Annotated in this window: 21 protein-coding genes; 9 read left to right on the top strand and 12 right to left on the bottom strand. The window is 58.2% G+C overall.

Going from position 1 to position 18,215, the window contains the following annotated elements; translation table 11 throughout:
* Positions 1-67: 67 nt before the first annotated feature.
* Genes ICA15_RS04380 through ICA15_RS04370 form a run of 3 tightly spaced genes read right to left on the bottom strand, consistent with a single transcriptional unit; the run spans position 68 to position 2,376 of the window.
* A complete protein-coding gene (locus tag ICA15_RS04380) occupies positions 68-631 on the bottom strand; it encodes a peptidylprolyl isomerase (RefSeq protein WP_042558122.1) in 564 nt (187 codons plus the stop codon).
* Between the two features lie 3 nt (positions 632-634).
* Positions 635-1,438, bottom strand: a complete 804-nt coding sequence (locus ICA15_RS04375) for an alpha/beta fold hydrolase (protein WP_210553740.1) — start codon at positions 1,436-1,438, stop codon at positions 635-637.
* 14 nt (positions 1,439-1,452) lie between these two features.
* Positions 1,453-2,376: a LysR family transcriptional regulator gene (locus ICA15_RS04370; RefSeq protein WP_150594336.1), complete on the bottom strand. Its 924-nt coding sequence runs from the start codon at positions 2,374-2,376 to the stop codon at positions 1,453-1,455.
* Positions 2,377-2,425: 49 nt separating this feature from the next.
* Here ICA15_RS04370 and ICA15_RS04365 point away from each other — a divergent pair, with 49 nt between their 5' ends.
* The 3 genes from ICA15_RS04365 (at position 2,426) to ICA15_RS04355 (ending at position 4,742) form a co-directional block, all read left to right on the top strand.
* On the top strand, positions 2,426-2,740 hold the full coding sequence (locus ICA15_RS04365; RefSeq protein ID WP_210553739.1) for a 3-phosphoglycerate kinase: 315 nt from the start codon (positions 2,426-2,428) through the stop codon (positions 2,738-2,740).
* Between the two features lie 229 nt (positions 2,741-2,969).
* Positions 2,970-3,569 (top strand): FMN-dependent NADH-azoreductase, encoded by a 600-nt coding sequence (locus ICA15_RS04360; protein ID WP_210553738.1) that lies wholly within the window; start codon positions 2,970-2,972, stop codon positions 3,567-3,569.
* Positions 3,570-3,884: 315 nt separating this feature from the next.
* On the top strand, positions 3,885-4,742 hold the full coding sequence (locus ICA15_RS04355; protein WP_042561980.1) for a carboxylate/amino acid/amine transporter: 858 nt from the start codon (positions 3,885-3,887) through the stop codon (positions 4,740-4,742).
* A 114-nt stretch (positions 4,743-4,856) separates the two neighbouring features.
* Here ICA15_RS04355 and ICA15_RS04350 read toward each other — a convergent pair whose 3' ends face one another.
* A complete protein-coding gene (locus ICA15_RS04350; RefSeq protein ID WP_210553737.1) occupies positions 4,857-6,155 on the bottom strand; it encodes a mechanosensitive ion channel family protein in 1,299 nt (432 codons plus the stop codon).
* 191 nt (positions 6,156-6,346) lie between these two features.
* Here ICA15_RS04350 and ICA15_RS04345 point away from each other — a divergent pair, with 191 nt between their 5' ends.
* Entirely contained in the window at positions 6,347-7,687 is a 1,341-nt protein-coding gene (locus tag ICA15_RS04345; protein WP_150603001.1) for a DEAD/DEAH box helicase, read from the top strand.
* A gap of 60 nt (positions 7,688-7,747) precedes the next feature.
* Here ICA15_RS04345 and ICA15_RS04340 read toward each other — a convergent pair whose 3' ends face one another.
* The 4 genes from ICA15_RS04340 to ICA15_RS04325 all read right to left on the bottom strand — a co-directional run bounded on the left by ICA15_RS04340 (position 7,748) and on the right by ICA15_RS04325 (position 10,361).
* The gene (locus tag ICA15_RS04340) at positions 7,748-8,347 is read right to left on the bottom strand and encodes a hypothetical protein (RefSeq protein WP_210553736.1); all 600 of its coding nucleotides are present in this window, start codon (positions 8,345-8,347) and stop codon (positions 7,748-7,750) included.
* Between the two features lie 12 nt (positions 8,348-8,359).
* On the bottom strand, positions 8,360-8,944 hold the full coding sequence (locus tag ICA15_RS04335) for a papain-like cysteine protease family protein (protein ID WP_210553735.1): 585 nt from the start codon (positions 8,942-8,944) through the stop codon (positions 8,360-8,362).
* 266 nt (positions 8,945-9,210) lie between these two features.
* A complete protein-coding gene (locus ICA15_RS04330) occupies positions 9,211-9,486 on the bottom strand; it encodes a hypothetical protein (protein WP_150602999.1) in 276 nt (91 codons plus the stop codon).
* 140 nt (positions 9,487-9,626) lie between these two features.
* Complete coding sequence (locus ICA15_RS04325) at positions 9,627-10,361, bottom strand: DUF899 domain-containing protein (RefSeq protein WP_210553734.1); 735 nt, start codon at positions 10,359-10,361, stop codon at positions 9,627-9,629.
* Positions 10,362-10,536: 175 nt separating this feature from the next.
* Between ICA15_RS04325 and ICA15_RS04320 the strand changes: the two genes are divergently transcribed.
* Complete coding sequence (locus ICA15_RS04320) at positions 10,537-10,929, top strand: transcriptional regulator (protein ID WP_150602997.1); 393 nt, start codon at positions 10,537-10,539, stop codon at positions 10,927-10,929.
* A gap of 75 nt (positions 10,930-11,004) precedes the next feature.
* On the opposite strand, the gene ICA15_RS04315 is transcribed toward ICA15_RS04320, so the two are convergent.
* The 3 genes from ICA15_RS04315 to ICA15_RS04305 all read right to left on the bottom strand — a co-directional run bounded on the left by ICA15_RS04315 (position 11,005) and on the right by ICA15_RS04305 (position 13,073).
* Positions 11,005-11,874: a DUF6279 family lipoprotein gene (locus tag ICA15_RS04315; RefSeq protein ID WP_210553733.1), complete on the bottom strand. Its 870-nt coding sequence runs from the start codon at positions 11,872-11,874 to the stop codon at positions 11,005-11,007.
* 76 nt (positions 11,875-11,950) lie between these two features.
* On the bottom strand, positions 11,951-12,667 hold the full coding sequence (locus ICA15_RS04310; protein WP_150617696.1) for a TorF family putative porin: 717 nt from the start codon (positions 12,665-12,667) through the stop codon (positions 11,951-11,953).
* Positions 12,668-12,884: 217 nt separating this feature from the next.
* Positions 12,885-13,073, bottom strand: coding sequence for a hypothetical protein (locus ICA15_RS04305; RefSeq protein ID WP_181818528.1), 189 nt, complete (start codon positions 13,071-13,073; stop codon positions 12,885-12,887).
* Positions 13,074-13,413: 340 nt separating this feature from the next.
* Between ICA15_RS04305 and ICA15_RS04300 the strand changes: the two genes are divergently transcribed.
* The 3 genes from ICA15_RS04300 (at position 13,414) to ICA15_RS04290 (ending at position 15,983) form a co-directional block, all read left to right on the top strand.
* The gene (locus tag ICA15_RS04300; protein ID WP_150602994.1) at positions 13,414-14,250 is read left to right on the top strand and encodes a S1 RNA-binding domain-containing protein; all 837 of its coding nucleotides are present in this window, start codon (positions 13,414-13,416) and stop codon (positions 14,248-14,250) included.
* Positions 14,251-14,353: 103 nt separating this feature from the next.
* Positions 14,354-14,758 carry a DUF2177 family protein gene (locus ICA15_RS04295; protein ID WP_210553732.1) on the top strand — a complete coding sequence of 135 codons (405 nt, stop codon included), beginning with the start codon at positions 14,354-14,356 and terminating at the stop codon, positions 14,756-14,758.
* Between the two features lie 256 nt (positions 14,759-15,014).
* A complete protein-coding gene (locus ICA15_RS04290) occupies positions 15,015-15,983 on the top strand; it encodes a DMT family transporter (protein ID WP_215729181.1) in 969 nt (322 codons plus the stop codon).
* On the opposite strand, the gene ICA15_RS04285 is transcribed toward ICA15_RS04290, so the two are convergent.
* Positions 15,931-17,112: an MFS transporter gene (locus tag ICA15_RS04285; protein ID WP_210553731.1), complete on the bottom strand. Its 1,182-nt coding sequence runs from the start codon at positions 17,110-17,112 to the stop codon at positions 15,931-15,933. The genes ICA15_RS04290 and ICA15_RS04285 overlap by 53 nt on opposite strands.
* Positions 17,113-17,217: 105 nt before the next feature.
* On the opposite strand from ICA15_RS04285, the gene ptrR reads away from it, so the two are divergent.
* The gene (gene ptrR, locus ICA15_RS04280; RefSeq protein WP_210553730.1) at positions 17,218-18,111 is read left to right on the top strand and encodes a putrescine utilization regulator PtrR; all 894 of its coding nucleotides are present in this window, start codon (positions 17,218-17,220) and stop codon (positions 18,109-18,111) included.
* Positions 18,112-18,215 lie beyond the last annotated feature (104 nt).

The raw sequence follows: 18,215 nt of genomic DNA, 5'->3' as shown, positions 1-18,215 counted from the left end.
GGCTCTCCTTTTATCAGTGTGAGCGGCGTGGCCCGAGGCCGCCGCCGCTCGAAATGCCCCGCGAAACTTAGTCGATGCGCTTGGCCGACTTGATGATCACAGGGTCGACAGGCACGTTCTGCATGCCGCCTTTGGTGGTGGTTTGCGAATTGACGATGATGTCGACCACGTCCATGCCCTTGACCACTTTGGCGAATACCGCGTAACCGGCATCACGGCCCGGGTCGAGGAAAGCGTTGTCAGCCACGTTGATGAAGAACTGGCTGGTGGCCGAATCCGGGTTGGAGGTGCGGGCCATCGACAAGGTGCCACGAACGTTGTGCAGGCCGTTGCTGGCTTCGTTCTTGATCGGTGCCTTGGTGTCTTTCTGCTGCATTTGCTGGGTGAAACCGCCGCCCTGAGCCATGAAGCCCGGGATCACACGGTGAAAAATCGTGTTGGTGTAGAAGCCGCTGTCGACGTACTCAAGGAAATTCTTGGTACTGATCGGCGCCTTGACCGGGTCCAGTTCGATTTCGATCTGGCCGTTGGTGGTGTCCAGCAGCACGTGCGGCGCTTTGGCCGGGGTGGCAGCCATCAGGTTGGCGGCAAACAGCACGGTACCGGCGGCGAGGGCGATTTTTTTCAGCATGGGTCAGTGATCCTGAGGATGAATATCGGCTGCGGCGAGAAACTCCAGCAGCGTTTGATTGAAGCGTTCGGGTTGATCGAGCGGGGTGGCGTGGCGCGAATCGGCGATCACCACCAGCCGCGCATCGGGCAGCAGTTTTACATAGGTTTCTTTCAGCGTAACGGGTGTGTAGTCACGGTCGGCGCTGACGATGAGCGTTGGACAGGTCACCCGGGAAAGTCGTTCCTGAACGCCCCAGCCAACAATTGCATCGAAGCTGGCGAGATAAGCACGTTTGTCGTTTTTTGCCCAGCGTTCGGCCATTTTCTGCCGCAGATCGGCCTGTTCCGGCTTGGGGAAAAGTTTGCTGCCCAATGCCTTGCCGATGGTTGCCAGGCTGAGCACACGCATCAGGCTCCAGCGTTTGAACCACTGCCAGTAGTCGTCGCGCGAACGCAGTTTGACCTCGGGCGCGCTGTTGACGATGGTCAGGCTCTTGAGCAGTTGCGGCTGATCGACACCCAGCTGGAAACCGATCATGCCGCCCATGGACAGGCCAATGTAGTGCACCGGGCCCAGGTTCAAGTGCTCGATCAGTGCGACCAGATCGGCGCTGAATCCGGCGATGCTGTAGCGCTCGCGGGGTTTGTCCGAGCGCCCGTGGCCGCGGATGTCCGGGACGATCACCCGGTAGTGCGTGGCCAGTGCGGGAATCTGCATTTCCCAGTCCAGCGTGCTCGAACCGAGCCCGTGGACCAGCAGCAACGGCGTGCCGTGGCCATATTCCTCGTAGTGCAGGTTGCAACCGTCGTGTTCGAAATACGCCATCGGTGAACTCCGTGTCAGGCTTGTTCAGGGGCGGCGAACGGTGCATCCAGCGGCAACGTGTCGAAGGTGCGCAGCAGTTCGATGAGGATTTGCGTCGCCGGGCCCAGCGGTTTGTCCTTGTTCGAGTACAGATAGAAACTCGGGTTGCGACTGCCACCCTGATCCAACGGTAGCAGCTTGAGCGAGCCTTCTTTCAATTCCCGTTCGATCATGTGCCGTGGCAACCAGGCAAATCCCAGACCGCTGCTGACGAAGGTCGCGGCGGTGGCGAGACTGCCGACGGTCCAGCGCTGTTCCGCGCCGAGCCAGCCGACATCCCGTGGTTGTTGGCGGCCGGAGTCGCGGATAACCACTTGCATCTGGGTTTCCAGGTCCTGGAAGCTCAGTTCGCGGTTCAAACGATGCAAAGGATGTTCCGGATGGGCGACGGCAACGAACTCGACATCGCTCAATTCTGCGCCGAGGTAACCGGGAATGCTGAACCCGGTGATGGCCAGGTCAGCCACACCTTCAAGCAAGACTTCCTCCACGCCCGACAGCACTTCTTCGCGCAGGCGTACCCGGCAGCCACGGCTTTGCGGCATGAACGCGGTCAGTGCGCGGACGAGGCGAGCGCTGGGGTAAGCCGCATCGACGACCAAACGTACTTCGGCTTCCCAACCTTGCTCCATATGGTGGGCGAGGTCTTCCAGTTGGCTGGCCTGTTTCACCAGTTGTCGCGAGCGGCGCAGCAGTACGCCGCCGGCCTCGGTGAGCACTGCTTTACGCCCGTCGATGCGCAGCAACGGCACACCGAGTTGGTCCTGCATGCGGGCGACGGTGTAGCTCACCGACGATTGCGAACGGTGCAGGGCCTCGGCGGCCTGGGCGAATCCGCCGTGGTCGACCACGGCCTGCAATGTTCGCCATTGATCAAGGGTCACGCGGGGCGCTTTCATCAATAGCTCCTCTTGTCCTAAGCTGGCTGTCCCTCATGGAGACTGCCGAATGAAAAAATTCTGTTGTGTGCTGCTGGCGCTGCTGCCGCTGACGGCGTTTGCGTATCCGATCGACGTGCAGAAAGACCTCAACGACATGAAGATCGACTACGAGACCTTCGACACCGATAACGACATCGGCTCGATCCGGGTGACCAACTACGGCGATGTCGATGCGACCTGCAAAGCGGTGTTCAATAATGGTCCGGAAGCGCCACGCACCCGTACCATCGATGTGCCCGCCGGCAAACACAAGAACGCCACGGCCAAGTTCACCCGCGAGATCATCAAACTGCGCATCAAGCTGACCTGCACGCCGAAGTAAAAATTTTCCCCTGTAGGAGTGAGCCTGCTCGCGATTGCGGTGTTCCATAAAATGGATGCTGTCCGACACACCGCCATCGCGAGCAGGCTCACTCCTACAAAGGCATGCGTGAGCTTATAAACGAATTATTCGATGCTTTGCAGCAATTATTTGCGCTTTTTCATCGATACGATACTGATTAACCTTCACTCCATCGACCTACAACATTCTCGGATGGAGGCTACACAACATGTCCCGCGTTCTGATCATCGAAAGCAGCGCCCGCCAGCAAGACTCGGTTTCCCGTCAACTGACCCAGACCTTTATCAGTCAGTGGAAAGCGGCGCACCCAGACGATCAGATCACCGTCCGTGACGTCGCCGTAAACCCGGTTCCGCACCTCGATATCAACCTGTTGGGCGGCTGGATGAAGCCTGCCGAGCAGCGCAATGACAGCGAACAAGCATCGCTGGACCGCTCCAATGAATTGACCGACGAACTGCTCGCCGCTGATGTGTTGGTGATGGCGGCGCCGATGTACAACTTCGCGATCCCCAGCACCCTCAAGGCCTGGCTCGACCATGTGCTGCGTGCCGGCGTGACGTTCAAGTACACCGAAACCGGCCCGCAAGGCTTGCTCAGCGGCAAGCGTGCCTACGTGCTGACGGCTCGCGGCGGCATCTACGCTGGCGGCCCGGCCGACCACCAGGAACCTTACCTGCGTCAGGTAATGGGTTTCATCGGCATCCACGACGTGACCTTCATCCACGCTGAAGGCATGAACCTGGGCGGCGACTTCCAGGAGAAGGGCCTGAACCAGGCCAACGCCAGGCTTTCTCAGGTCGCTTGATATGTTAATCGCCAGATAATCACTGGATGTTCTAGTGCTCTGGCGCAACCCCTTCAAGGCTTTACGCGCATCGAACCTCCCTTTGCACTTGTTGCTCCTGAGTGCTGTAGCCCGATTGAACGCATTAGCGAGATCGGGCTTTTTTTTGCCCGGGATTTGAACCCCCCCTGTATGAGCTGCCGCAGGCTGCGATCTTTTGATCTTGTTTTTTTACAATCAAAAGATCGCAGCCTGCGGCAGCTCCTACAGGGGATTTGTGTTGGTTCCAGAAAGTAAAACCCGCTATCGTCGCCGCCATTCAAAACAGGGGCGACCATGGGCTATCTACTTTTTGTCACGCTGATCCAGGCGTTTTCCTTCAGTCTGATCGGCGAATACCTGGCCGGGCATGTCGACAGTTACTTCGCGGTGCTGGTGCGTGTGGTGCTGGCCGGGCTGGTGTTCATCCCGCTGACTCGCTGGCGTTCGGTGGAGCCGGCGTTCATGCGCGGCATGCTGCTGATCGGCGCGTTGCAGTTCGGCGTGACTTACGTCTGTCTGTATCTGAGTTTCCGTGTGCTGACGGTGCCGGAAGTGCTGCTGTTCACCATCCTCACGCCGTTGCACGTGACCCTGATCGAAGACGCGCTGAACCGGCGCTTCAACCCATGGGCGCTGATCGCAGCACTGGTGGCGGTGGGCGGCGCAGCGGTGATTCGCTTCGACCGGATCAATCCGGACTTTTTCATGGGCTTCCTGCTGCTGCAACTGGCCAACTTCACTTACGCCGCCGGGCAAGTGCTGTACAAACATCTGGTGGCCAAACACCCGAGCGATCTGCCGCACTACCGGCGCTTCGGCTTCTTCTACCTCGGCGCGTTGGCGGTGGTGTTGCCGGCATTTTTGTTATTCGGCAAATCGAACTTCTTGCCGGAAGCGCCGCTGCAATGGGGTGTGCTGGTGTTCCTCGGTCTGGTCTCGACCGCGCTGGGGCTGTACTGGTGGAACAAGGGCGCGTGCATGGTCAATGGCGGCACATTGGCGGTGATGAACAACCTGCATGTGCCGGTGGGCTTGCTGCTGAATCTGCTGATCTGGAATCAGGATGAGGAATTGGGAAGGTTGTTCCTTGGCGGGAGTGTCATCCTTGCCGCTGTATGGATCAGCCGACTGGGTATCAGACGCACCGCATAACCCCTTGTAGGAGCTGCCGAAGGCTCGGGCCGCGATCGGACGATCTTTTGATCTTGCTCTTAAAGCAAAATAAAAAGATCGCAGCCTTCGGCAGCTCCTACACGGGATCGGGGGTTACATGACGTGTTTTTCAGGCTCGGGGATGTGGCTCGCGCCCAACACCGCCGGCAACAACCCCGAGCGCAAATCCCCGCCACTCGGCTGCTGATACAGGCTCAGCCCAAACTCCGGCAGCACTGCCAGCAGGTAATCGAAAATATCCCCCTGAATCCGCTCGTAGTCCGCCCACACCGTGGTGCGGGTGAAGCAGTAGATTTCCAGCGGAATGCCCTGCGCCGTGGTCTGCATCTGGCGAACCATGCAGGTCATGTTCGGCTGAATTTCCGGGTGGCTCTTCAGATACGCCAGCGCATAAGCGCGAAAGGTTCCGATGTTGGTCATGCGCCGGCGATTCGCCGACATCGCCGCGACATTGCCCTGTGCCTCGTTCCACGCCTTGAGCTCGGCTTTCTTGCGGCCCATGTAGTCGGTCAGCAGATGCACCTGGGACAGCTTTGCTTCCTCATCATCGCGGATGAAGCGCACCCCGCTGGCGTCAATGAACAGACTGCGCTTGATCCGCCGGCCACCGGATTGCTGCATGCCGCGCCAGTTCTTGAACGACTCGGACATCAGACGCCAGGTCGGGATCGAGACGATGGTCTTGTCGAAGTTTTGCACCTTGACCGTGTGCAGGGTGATGTCGACCACGTCACCGTCGGCGCCGACTTGCGGCATTTCGATCCAGTCGCCGACCCGCAGCATGTCGTTGCTGGTCAGCTGCACGCTGGCGACAAACGACAGCAGCGTGTCCTTGTAGACCAACAGGATCACCGCCGACATTGCACCCAGACCCGACAGCAGCAAGAGCGGCGAACGATCGATCAGCGTGGCAACGATGATGATCGCGCCAAACACGTACAAGACCATTTTCGCCAGTTGCACGTAGCCTTTGATCGAGCGCGTGCGGGCATGTTCGGTGCGTGCGTAGATGTCGAGCAAGGCATTGAGCAGGGCGCTGATCGACAGCAGCAGGAAGAGGATGGTGAACGACAACGCGACGTTGCCGAGAAAGGTCATCGCGGTTTTGCTCAGCTCGGGCACCAGATGCAGGCCGAACTGGATCACCAGCGATGGCGTCATCTGCGCCAGTCGCTGAAACACCTTGTTGTGGCGAAAGTCGTTGATCCAGTGCAGGGCGGGTTGGCGACCGAGCATGCGGCTGGCGTGCAGGATCAGATAACGAGCCACTCGTCCGAGCACCAGCGCAATCACCAGTAAAACCGTCAAGGCCAGACCGGCCTGCAAAAGTGGATGCTGTTCGAGGGTGCCCCAGAGGTCCTGGGCGTTGAGCCAGAGCTGTTTGAAATCCATGAGAGAAACGATTCTTCTGTAAGGCGCGATGGGCGATTAGAGCATTTAAGCCGCTGTGTATTACCGTAAGAGACAAATCGAGCAACAAAAAAGCCACTGATTCACGCCGTTTGTATAAAGAAACTCGGCCTGAGCGCTCGAAACCGGTAACCTATGCAGCTGTTTTTTTGCATATCTTCGAGGTAGCACCCGTGTTTTCCCAATTCGCCCTGCACGAACGCCTGCTAAAAGCTGTGGCCGAGCTGAAATTTGTCGAGCCAACGCCTGTGCAAGCCGCGGCCATTCCGCTGGCGCTCCAAGGGCGTGATTTGCGGGTGACTGCACAAACCGGTAGCGGCAAGACCGCCGCTTTTGTCCTGCCGATCCTCAATCGCCTGATCGGCCCGGCCAAGGTTCGCGTCAGCATCAAGACCCTGATCCTGCTGCCGACCCGCGAGCTGGCGCAGCAGACCTTGAAGGAAGTTGAGCGCTTTGCGCAGTTCACTTTCATCAAGTCCGGCCTGATCACCGGCGGTGAAGACTTCAAGGTCCAGGCCGCCATGCTGCGCAAGGTGCCGGACATCCTGATCGGCACCCCGGGCCGGATGATCGAGCAACTGAACGCCGGCAACCTCGACCTCAAGGAAGTCGAAGTGCTGGTGCTCGACGAAGCCGACCGCATGCTCGACATGGGTTTCTCCGAAGACGTGCAACGTCTGGTCGACGAATGCCCGAACCGTCAGCAGACCATGCTGTTCTCCGCCACCACCGGTGGTTCGGGCCTGCGCGAGATGATCGCCAAGGTGCTGAACAACCCTGAGCACTTGCAGCTCAACGCGGTCAGCCAACTGAATTCGACCACCCGTCAGCAGGTGATCACCGCTGACCACAACCAGCACAAAGAACAGATTGTGAACTGGCTGCTGGCCAACGAGACCTACCAGAAAGCCATCGTCTTCACCAACACTCGCGCCATGGCCGACCGCATCTACGGCCGTCTCGTGGCTCAGGAATACAAAGCGTTCGTGCTGCACGGCGAGAAAGACCAGAAGGATCGCAAACTGGCGATCGACCGTCTGAAGCAGGGCGGCGTGAAGATTCTGGTGGCGACCGACGTTGCGGCCCGTGGTCTGGACGTTGATGGTCTGGACATGGTGATCAACTTCGACATGCCACGCAGCGGCGACGAATACGTGCACCGTATCGGTCGTACTGGCCGTGCCGGTAACGACGGTCTGGCGATCTCGCTGATCTGCCACGGCGACTGGAACCTGATGTCGAGCATCGAGCGCTATCTGAAGCAGAGCTTCGAGCGCCGCACCATCAAGGAAGTCAAAGGCACCTACGGCGGACCGAAAAAGGTCAAGGCCTCGGGCAAAGCCGTTGGCGTGAAGAAGAAAAAAACCGACGGCAAGGGCGACAAGAAGAAAACTGCCGCCAAGACGCCGACCAAGCGCAAGAGCGTCAACCGTCCCAAGCCAGATTCTCTGGTGAGCAGCGACGGCATGGCCCCGCTCAAGCGCCGCAAGCCAGCAGAGCCAGCGGCTGAGTAAGTCGTTTCAGGCGCATAAAAAACCCGGACAGTGTCCGGGTTTTTTTATGGCCGGGATTTGTCAGCTCCCGAGCAGACCGCTGGTGTCGGCATCAAAGCGTTGCTTTGCCTTGTCAGCGGCCGGTTTCAGCAACGCGAGCAGCGCGGCCTCGCTGTACAACCGGGTGACCGCCAGTTCCTTCGGCGTCGGCTCAATTGGAATCAACACATCTTCACCGTCCGCGTGCAGCCAGATCGCCACAACGTGCAGTGCCGAGACAAACAACAGTCGCGGTTCCACGGTTTTGCCCTGCAATTGCGGCGACTGCTCCGCCAGTTTCAACGCGCCGACGGCAGCGGCGGCGAGCGTCCCGTGGTTCAACGAGGCGAACTCGACGTGGCCGCGAACTTCGGCCAGTTGCGCATCGGCAATCGTCACGCCGTCGGCGAACACCAGGTAATGCCAGTCGCCCATCCGCGCGTCTTGCAGACCTTTGCCGTTGCTCAAATCCTCCAGTCTCAGCGAGTAACCGCGCCAGGCTTCACTGAGGCTGATCTTCGCGGGCAAGGCGTTGGCGAATTGGCGGTTGGCGCCAAAGCCTTGGGTTTGCAGGGCCGTTTGCAGCGCCGGACGCAAGGTCTGTACGCCGTTGGAAGGCGCCTTTGGATAAGTCAGTTGCATGATCTCGCCCTCTTAGTTTTTTACGGTGAAGTAAGTATTGGTCCAGTTGCCGCCGCCGTTGTAAGAACCGGGGAATGCGTTTAGCGCGCGGGTCGAATAGCCGTAGATCGAGTCCGCGACCAGCACGTAGTTGCCGTTGGTGCCATAGATCGTCAGGAAGTGCGCGCCGCCGCCGTACCAGGCACAGCGCAGGCCGACCGGGCGGCCCATGTTGATCTGGTTCTGAATGGCCGACATCTGCAGCGAACCCTGATTCATGCCGTTATAACTGCGCGTGGTGCGCAGGGCGGTGTCCAGGTAGCCATAGACGTTGCACGGCCCCGGCTGATTGCAGCAGTTGCGGTTCAGCTCCGAACTGGCCACACCGCACTGGGTCCACGACCCGGTGCCGTAGTAGTTGCCGACCGAAGCGGAAACGGCCGCCCAGCACCAGTTGGTCTGGGTTTGCTTTTGCATCGTGAAGTTGAGGCTGCCAGCGGCGAGTGCGCGGTTCTGCTCCGCTGCTTCGACTTCGACCAATTGCGGGTCGACCAGATGGCCGATAAGACACCTTGGCAGGGTCTCGCCGGTAAAACGGGTTGCTTCATTGGTTAACATTTTTCAATCCTCCATGAGTGAAAACAAGCGTCCAGCTTGTGAGTGTGCTGCGGTGTTGCTGAGCGATCGGTGTGTAAGGGTTGCCATGTTGGATGGCGCGTTCCGATCTCCTTGCTCGAGGTAACCTTAGTCTGGATATGCATTTGTGCAATAAAATAAATGCATTGATGCATTTTTAAGGTCAAAAGATCGCAGCCTTCGGCAGCTCCTACAGGTGAACCATCAATCCCATGTAGGAGCTGCCGAAGGCTGCGATCTTTTGGCTTTTAGCTTTCTGCTTTCTTCTCAGCCGAATTCAGCTCTTTCAAGCGCTGATCAATCAACTGGCACTTGTCCGGCAAATCCGCACTGGCCGTGCCCAGGTCCATCTTCTGCAATTCCGCGTTGATCTCCTTGGCCTTGGCTGGATTCTGTTCGGTGAGCCGGGTGACTTCCTTGGCCAGTTGTTCGCGTTTAGCGGTGGCTTCTTCCGGCGTGCAGGCCCAGACGGGCAGGGCGCAGGCGAGAGTGGCAGCGAGTGTGAGCTTGATCAGGGTTTTCATGGGAGCAGGCCTCAGTTCCGGTTAAGGCGGGTTAAACGGTTGAGGGCTTTGGCCGGTTAAAAGTTCAGTCTCGCTCCCATCAATCCTCCGCAGACTTTATGGGAGCGACACTTCCAATGGCGATGACACGGCATCAAAGACTAACTTGCGTGGCAGCTACTGGATTGGTTTCCACCTTCATAGCGATCATGATGCCGCACCCATTCCATGATCTCGTCCTCATTCCTGCCCTTGGGCGTAAGGTCGAGGTAGTTGTAGGCGCCGACCAACATGTCCAGTCCTCGGGCATACGTTGAGTAGGTGTGGAAAATCTCACCTTTATCATTACGATAAAACACACTCAGCCCCGGCATTTCCTCTTCGGCACTGTCGGTTTTTTCGTAGTTGTAAGTAGCCTTGCCAGCCGCAACATCTTCAGCGCGCGCGCAAACGCCGAAGTCATAGTTGAAGTCGCAACCTTCTGACGACACCCAGTCGAACTTCCAGCCCATCCGCCGTTTAAAGTCCTGAAATTCGTTGAACGGTGCATGGGAAACAGCCACCACGGCGAGGTCGTGATGGGCCAGATGCTGATTGGCGCCATCGATGTGGTCGCTCAAAAACGAGCAACCCTGACAACCTTCCTCCCAGTCTTTGGCGAACATGAAGTGGTACACCACTAATTGGCTGTTTTTGCCGAAAAGGTCGGCGAGTTTCATTTCGCCGCTGGGGCCCTGGAAGTGGTAATCCTTGTCGATTTTCATCCAAGGCAATGCTCGGCGTTCAGCGCTGAGGCGGTCGCGTTCCTTGGTGAACGCTTTTTCATGAGCCAGGTGCTGCTTACGAGCGGCAAGCCATTCTTCGTGCGATACCACTGGATGATTCTCAACGTTCATGATGATTTCTCCTGCGGGGTTGAAACCGTCTGTTTCAGACTAGTCGTTTAACCCGCCGGGAATTCGACAGACCGCCGGTCGGTCGCCGCGCAAAATGAGGCTGAACGGCTGCAGCGCGCCTGGGTCACAACTTATGAACGCGCCCAAAATCACGCGCACCGGAGGTTGAATCAGGATGACGACTTATAACTGGGATTTGATTGAGCGATTGCTGCATGAAGTGCAGAACAGCGCTGGCGAAAGCTTCGCCCCTCGAAAATACGCCGAGGATTACGCGGCGGCGAAGGCCAGTGCCGGCGAGCCGATCGAGAATCTGGATCACTTGAAAACGCTGGCTTGCGAGTATGAAGGTTTGTTGCTTGATCGTGGATACATCGAACCGCGTTCCGATGATGAGGGCAGCACAGGCAACAATTTCAAGCTGACCCCGCGTGGGGCGAGCCTGTTGAGCCTGATCGACAGCAGCATTCCGGGCAATGATCATCCGCGCGAAGTACTGGACGATCAGGAAGATGCGCTGGATGAAGTGACATTTGATGAAGTGGCGTCCAAAGCACAGATCGCCTAAAGCAAAAGATCGCAGCCTTCGGCAGCTCCTACACGATCTATGTAGGAGCTGCCGAAGGCTGCGATCTTTTGATCTTCACCCCTGTTTAGCAGCCTTCAAACACTTCAGATCATTGAAGTCTTTACGCACTCCCTCGATCTTCTTCAGCAATCGCTCCCGCTGCTGCGGCGTACTCTCAGCCATCAGATCGACCGCCAGCGCTCGTCCTTGTGTCTCGGTGTTGGCGTAGGCCTTGCGGTAATCCGCGGTCCATAAACTCTCGCGATTGATCAGAAGGGTCTCGATGCGTTGTGGGAATTCGGGACTTTTACGCTGCGCAACCGCCGCGCTGAACTGCTTCTGCCAGTGCTCACGATTGGCAATCCATTGGGTGTTCTGATCGCCCAGGTCGTTGGACCAAGTCGCCACTCTCTGTTTTTGCGTCGGGCTTAGCGGGCCGAGCCAGTCGTTCAGGCGTTTCTCCATGCGCTCGCCACGTTCCTTGATCTGCTCGGCCAGTGGCGGTTTGACGTAATCCTGCTGGCGTTTGCGCAGGTCCTTGGCGAACGCGTCGTTCATCTCCGCTACCTGCTTATCGTCCAGGCCTTGCAGAAGTTCGATGGCTGACGGGGTGATCTCCCGCGCAGTTTCGGCAATGGCTTTCTTGGCTTCCACGGTGCGCGCCTGAAGCGCTTCGTCAGTGACCTGATTGGTTTCGACCATCGTTTGCAAACGATCCAGCCAGTCGAGATAGCCCGGCAATTGCGTGGTGCAGTGCCAGCTCAGGTGTTCCTGGAGGCGCTCGTTGAACCAGCCTTTTTGCTCGCCGTTCATGTCCAGGTAGTCGCCGAGCGTCCACGGGATGATCACGTCGAGATTGCGATACGCCAGGCCGACGCGGCTGCAGGCGCCAAGGGCGAGGGTGCAAATCAGCAGGGCAGCGATGTGTTTGAACCAGCGAGACATGGGCGAATCCTTGCGATGGCTAGCCGTAGGGTCTGATTCTCATGTGAACGCAGAATGAACCCGGCAGTTCAGCCAATCAATAGAACGCGCGTGCAGCCTTGAGTGTGACGAGGCCATCGCACTCGCTGTTGTGCCCGGAATAGGCCGAGCAATCGCTGCCGCTGAGGCTGGAGTTGCTGTAGATCAGGTCGAGGTCGACGCCCATGAAGGGCCGGGACAATTTCACCGACCAGTCAGTAAAACTGCTGACGTAACCACCGTCCACCGAGACCGGCGAATTCAACTGGTGGGTGGTGTATTTCATGCTGACACCAATGCCGAACGGCTGATTACCGCTGAGGTCGGCGAACAGCGTGTTGTTTTGTTTGTCCGGATCGTTGCTCAAGGCAATGCCGAATCGGCTGCCGAGCAGGGTCAGACCACCGAACAATTCCTGGCTGTCGAGGGTGTCCACTTTGGGATAGCTGTAGTGGATCATCCCCACTTCGTAGCCGAGGGTTTCGTCGAAAGGTTGTTTAAAGCCGACGTAGGAATCGATTTCGAGGTTCTTGCCCGGCGTGATGCCCATGCTCGGTGCGTACTGACCGATATAGAGGCCACTGTCGTGACTGAGGTCGAGGCCGCCATGAAACGAGCCGGTGGACGCCGGTTTGACTAGTCCTTGCGCCATGCTGCGTGAGGGAGTGGTGCCCAGCTTGAGATCGAAGTCGCCGAGCTCGCGCTGGAAAATCTGCGCGTGCACAGGCGGGCAAGCCAACAGGCCTACAAGCAATAAACGGGAAATTTTACGCATGCGTCACTCCATGAACAGCGAGCGCAGGGCTGCGGACCTGCTGAAACGCTTGATCTAGACGTGTGCAAGGATACCGACGAATGATCGGCATTGATGGCCGTTCGTCGATTGTCAAAAATTAGATGGGTTTTTGTTTAAAGCGAAGGGGGGGATTGCGCGGTGCCAGTCCAGACGCTTCGAAGCTCAAAGCGCCTAGGGACGGGTGTATTACCGGGGATTACTTCTTGCCCAGGCTGATCTGCTTGGACGGACCGAACGTCTGGCCGCTGACGCCTTTGGCAATTTGCTGGATCTCGCCGCCGGACTTGAGGAACAAAGCGATCTGATCGTTGATCGATTCGCTTGTTTCAACGGCTGGGGCTGGCTTTGCTTTGCTGGTGGATGCTTTTACACGCATGGCGGCCATTAACCTGTAGAAGAGTAACTCGGCCAGGCATCGTACAGTAATTGCTTGACAATAGCTCGGTAAATATCCCCCGGAATAACCAACCGCCAAGGTGGATTATTCTCGGTTAAATATTCGAAATAATTCGCTAACCTGCTGTTTTAGTTAAAAACATCTATGCATTGCGGCGCTGTGGCGGCCTTGCGCTGGGCACCGAATCAGTCTGACGAGTGGCACCGCGCGCGTGCCCGACCAAGGAGAATCAAGGCGTTGCGCAGATTTTCCCGGCCTCGCCGTTTTGCCGGCGAACGTTCCCGGTAAAACCGGGTAGAATGCCGCCCACGCAATGAGGGTTTTGGAAATGGCTTTAGTCGGGCGCTACAACAGTTTGCAAGTGGTTAAACACACTAACTTCGGTTTATATCTGGACGGCGGTGCCGACGGCGAAATTCTTTTGCCTAACCGTTATATCCCTAAAGATATTCCCAGCGAAGATGAAGACTGGCTCAACGTATTTGTTTATCTGGATAGCGAGGACAAACTTCTCGCTACCACTGAAAAACCGAAAGTTCAGGTCGGTGAATTCGCCAGTTTGAAAGTTGTTGAAGTCAACAGCATCGGCGTGTTCCTCGATTGGGGCTTGCCGAAGGATCTGTTGCTGCCGTATTCCGAAGAGAAGCGTCAGATGACTGCCGGCGAATATTGCGTGGTGCATGTCTACCTCGACAAACACACCCGTCGCATCACCGCCACTGCGCGACTGGATCGCTACCTCGACAAAACCCCGGCCAGCTACAGCCCGGGTCAGGAAGTTGATCTGCTGGTTGCCGAAGCTACCGATATGGGCTTCAAGGCAATCATCAACAACAAACACTGGGGTTTGATTCACAAGAACGAAATCTTCAAGTTCATGCGCGCCGGCATGAGCGAAAAAGGCTTCATCAAGGAAGTGCGCGCCGACGGCAAGATCAGCCTGAGCCTGCAACCGGTTGGCCAGGAAGCGGCGAGCAGCCTGAACTCGAAGATTCTGGCCAAGTTGCGCGAAAATGACGGCACCTTGCCGGTCAGCGACAAGAGCGATCCGGCATTGATCAGCAGCCTGTTCGGTGTCAGCAAGGGTAACTTCAAGAAGGCCATCGGTTCGCTGTACAAGGAAGGCAAGATCGTCATTCATGCGGATCGTATTGAACTAAGCTGACCGCGCACCAGCCCCATGTAGGAGCTGCCGAAGGCTGCGATCTGTTGGTCTTCAACGGCAGAAGATCGCAGCCTGCGGCAACTCCTACATTGAGGGTGGTGTGATGAAGAAAGCGCTGATTGCTTATGTTGCAACGCTGGTGACATTTCTGTTGCTCGACGGGATATGGCTCGGCCTGTTGATGGCGCCGACCTATCGCGAACTGCTCGGACCGTTGATGCTCGAAAAACCGCTGCTGGTTCCCGCAGCGGTTTTTTATTGCCTGTATGTTTTCGGTTGCGTGGTGTTTGTGGTGTTGCCTGCGCTGAACTGGCAGAGGGCAGCGAAGATGGGCGCACTGTTGGGACTGGTAGCGTATGGCACGTATGACCTGACCAATTGGGCGACATTGCGCGGATGGTCGGTGCAGGTGTCGTTGATGGATTGGTCGTGGGGGACGTTCGCCACTGCTGTGGCTTGTACTGTTGGTTTTCTAGTGGCGAAACGGCTGGTGAAGTCATACTCCTGAACAGCGTTGATTGAGCTGGCCTCATCGCTGGCAAGCCAGCTCCCACAGGATTCTGTGACAAACCAGGAGTTGTAGGCAACGCGGACGTTGTGGGAGCTGGCTTGCCAGCGATTGGCGGCGCAGCCGACAGCCATTCACCACTGACGCAGCAGACAAACTAAATGTCTTTTCCAGACGGCTTTTTCTGTCGCACTGGTTAATAATCGACGCCACGACCCTTCGCCCCGGACATTGATCCGGGGTTTTGTTTTGACCAATGGATGGCTGCCATGTTGTGTGTGTTCGAGGTGTTGCGGTGATTGTCGAGCGGCGCAATGCCGACCGTTTTGCTTTGCAGGTGATGATCGGTCTGTGCCTGATTTGGGGTGTGCAGCAGGTGATGATCAAGTGGGCTGCACCTGACATCGCGCCGGTGATGCAAGCGGCGGGGCGCTCGGGGATTTCTGCGCTGCTGGTCGGATTGCTGATCTGCTGGAAGGGCGGTTGGGATCAGGTAGGCAGCACCTGGCGCGGCGGCTTGCTGGCCGGTGCGTTGTTCGGGCTGGAGTTCTTCTTTATCTCCGAAGGCTTGCAACTGACCACGGCAGCGCACATGTCGGTGTTCCTCTACACCGCGCCGATTTTTACCGCGCTGGGCGTGCATTTTCTCCTTGCCAGTGAGCGTTTGCGACCGTTGCAGTGGCTGGGGATTTTGCTCGCCTTCATCGGTATCGCGATTGCGTTTGCCGGTGGTGTGTCGTGGGACAACCTTGATCGGCGCATGTTATTGGGCGATGCCTTTGGTGTACTGGCCGGTGCCTGTTGGGGCGCGACCACTGTGGTGGTGCGCGCCTCGCGCCTGTCGGAAGCCCCGGTGACGTTGACCCTGTTCTATCAGTTGATCGTCGGCTTCGTCGGCCTGCTGTTGATTGCGCTTTTCAGCGGCCAGATCGGCCATGTCAACCTGACCGCTGTGGCGGTGGCCAGCGTGCTGTTTCAGGGGCTGGTGGTGTCGTTCTTCAGTTACCTGGTGTGGTTCTGGTTGTTGCGGCGTTATCTGGCGGCCAACCTGGCGGTGTTCTCGTTCATGACGCCACTGTTCGGCGTCACCTTCGGCGTGTTGCTGCTCGGTGAACAACTGAGCCTGAACTTCGTCATCGGCGCGGTACTGGTGTTGCTCGGCATCACGTTTGTCAGTGCCGAGCAGTGGCTGCGTCGGCGTTTGCGCAAAGCGTTGGGCCAGTAACCGTCGATTGCATCGCCAGACCGCCGGCAATCAGCAAACCACTGCCGGCGATCACCAACGCCGGCTGCAAGCCACCGCTGAAATGGCTGCTCAGCGCGGCCAGTAACGGGCCGCTGAGCTGACCAACGGCGAAGCAGGCGGTGAGCATGCCGGCATTACGCTGGGTGGCGTGCGGCGCCAGTTCCCGTGAGCGTTGCATGACCAGTTGCATGCAGGCCAGGAATGGCGTCCCGCAGAAGATGACGCCCAGCGCCAATCCCCAGCCGCTGCCCAGCAAGCAGGCGAACACCCCGGCGGCTTGCAGCCATAACGTCGCCATCAACCAGTGACGCGTGGTGTGCGGATCGTGACGACGCAGGCTCACCAGCAAGACGCCGATGGCGGCGCCGAGGCCGAAGCACGGCCAGAACAGATCGGCCTGCCATTGCCCGTGAAATTGCGCGTTGGCCATTTGCGACAGGAACGTGGCCGGAATGATGTAACCGACGCCGTACAGCGCGTAAATCAATGCCAGACGGCCAATGCCACGACTCGCCGGGCTGACGGCCGCTGCATCAGTTGCCTTCGCGGCGACCGGTTGTGGCAGGAGTCGCCAGACCCCCAACATCATCACCAACGCGGCCGCGGCATAAATCAGCCACAACGTCGCGGACGTCTGGTTCAACAGATGTGAGACCAGTGCCAGCAACCCTGTCAGAAAAATCCCCAACCCCGGCCCGGCAAATACCAGCGCTCCCAGTCGTGGGCGACCCGCTGCCACCGCCAGTGGCTGACTCAGCGCAGTAATCATCACCAGCACCCAGGCACTCGCCACACCGGTTCCGAAGCGCAGCAGCAGATGTGCCCAGAAGCCATTCGCCCAGAACGACGCCAGCGTCAACAGCACACACAGCCACAAGCCGCCGTGCAGGCGCCGCTGAACCTGTTGCGGACGATGGGCAAACATCGCATCCACCGCACCGAGCAGGTAACCGAGGTAATTGGCCGCGGCAATCAGACCGGCGGCAGTCAGGTCAAACTGCCCCTCGCTGAGCAGGTGCGGCATTTGCGGGGTGAGGGCGAAGCGCCCGATGCCCATGGCCATCATCAGGGCGACGAAGCAGGCGGATAAGCGAATCAGCGGCGACATGGTCTGGATTCCGTTGGCAAGATCAATGACCGTCAGGCTAGGACTGATTGACTTTCTTTAAAATTGAATAATAGTGAGTAACTTGTTCTGTTCTGGAGAAAGGTTGTGGAGTTCAGCCAACTGCGGATTTTTCAGGCGGTCGCCGAGGAAGGTTCGATCACCCGCGCCGCCGAACGCTTGCACCGCGTGCCGTCGAACCTGTCGACCCGGCTCAAGCAGCTTGAAGAGCAAATGGGCGTGGAATTGTTCGTCCGCGAGCGTCAGCGCTTGCAGCTATCGCCTGCGGGAAAAGTCTTGCTGGACTACACCGGCAAACTGTTTGCCCTGCGCGATCAGGCCAGCGCGGCGGTGATGGGCGGGCAACCGGCGGGGGATTTTGTGCTGGGCACGATGTACAGCACCGCCGCTATCCATCTGCCGGCATTGCTGGCGCGCTATCACAAGCAGTATCCGGCGGTGAACCTGCAAGTACAGTCGGCGCCGAGCGGTGAGTTGCTGGAAGGTTTGCTCACCGGACGCCTCGATGCGGCTTTGGTAGACGGGCCGCTGCAACTGGCCGGGCTCGACGGTGTGGCGTTGTGCGAGGAAAGGCTGGTGCTGATCACCGAGATCGATCATCCGCCCGTGCACAGCGCCAGTGATGTCGAAGGGCGGTCGGTGTTCACCTTTCGTCGTGGCTGTTCCTATCGCATGCGTCTGGAGGCATGGTTTGCCCATGCCCACGCGGCAATGGGCCGGGCCATGGAGATCGAGTCCTATCAAGGCATGCTCGCCTGCGTGATTGCCGGCAGCGGGGTGGCGCTGATGTCGGAGTCGATGCTGGCCAGCCTGCCGGGGCGCGAGAGCGTAGCGGTGCACCCGTTGGCCGAACCGTTCGCGGGTGCGACAACGTGGCTCATGTGGCGCCGGGGCATGGTCGGCGCCAATCTCAATGCGTGGATTGAGGTGCAGCAAGCCGTCTATCCCGCACCTTTGGTTGAATCACTGGAAATGGCTTGAACCAATGGCAGCGCACTCTGTTCAATTCAGTAACAGATCATTGCGGATTTGGCCGAGCATTGCGTAGGACTTCGGACTATTATCAGTGCGAAGCGGCCTCAGAA

The organism is Pseudomonas sp. P116, assembly GCF_020149425.1.
Classification (GTDB): domain Bacteria; phylum Pseudomonadota; class Gammaproteobacteria; order Pseudomonadales; family Pseudomonadaceae; genus Aquipseudomonas; species Aquipseudomonas anatoliensis.
The sequence above is the reverse complement of the archived record's forward strand: the minus strand, read 5'-3'. Positions and strand labels throughout refer to the sequence as shown.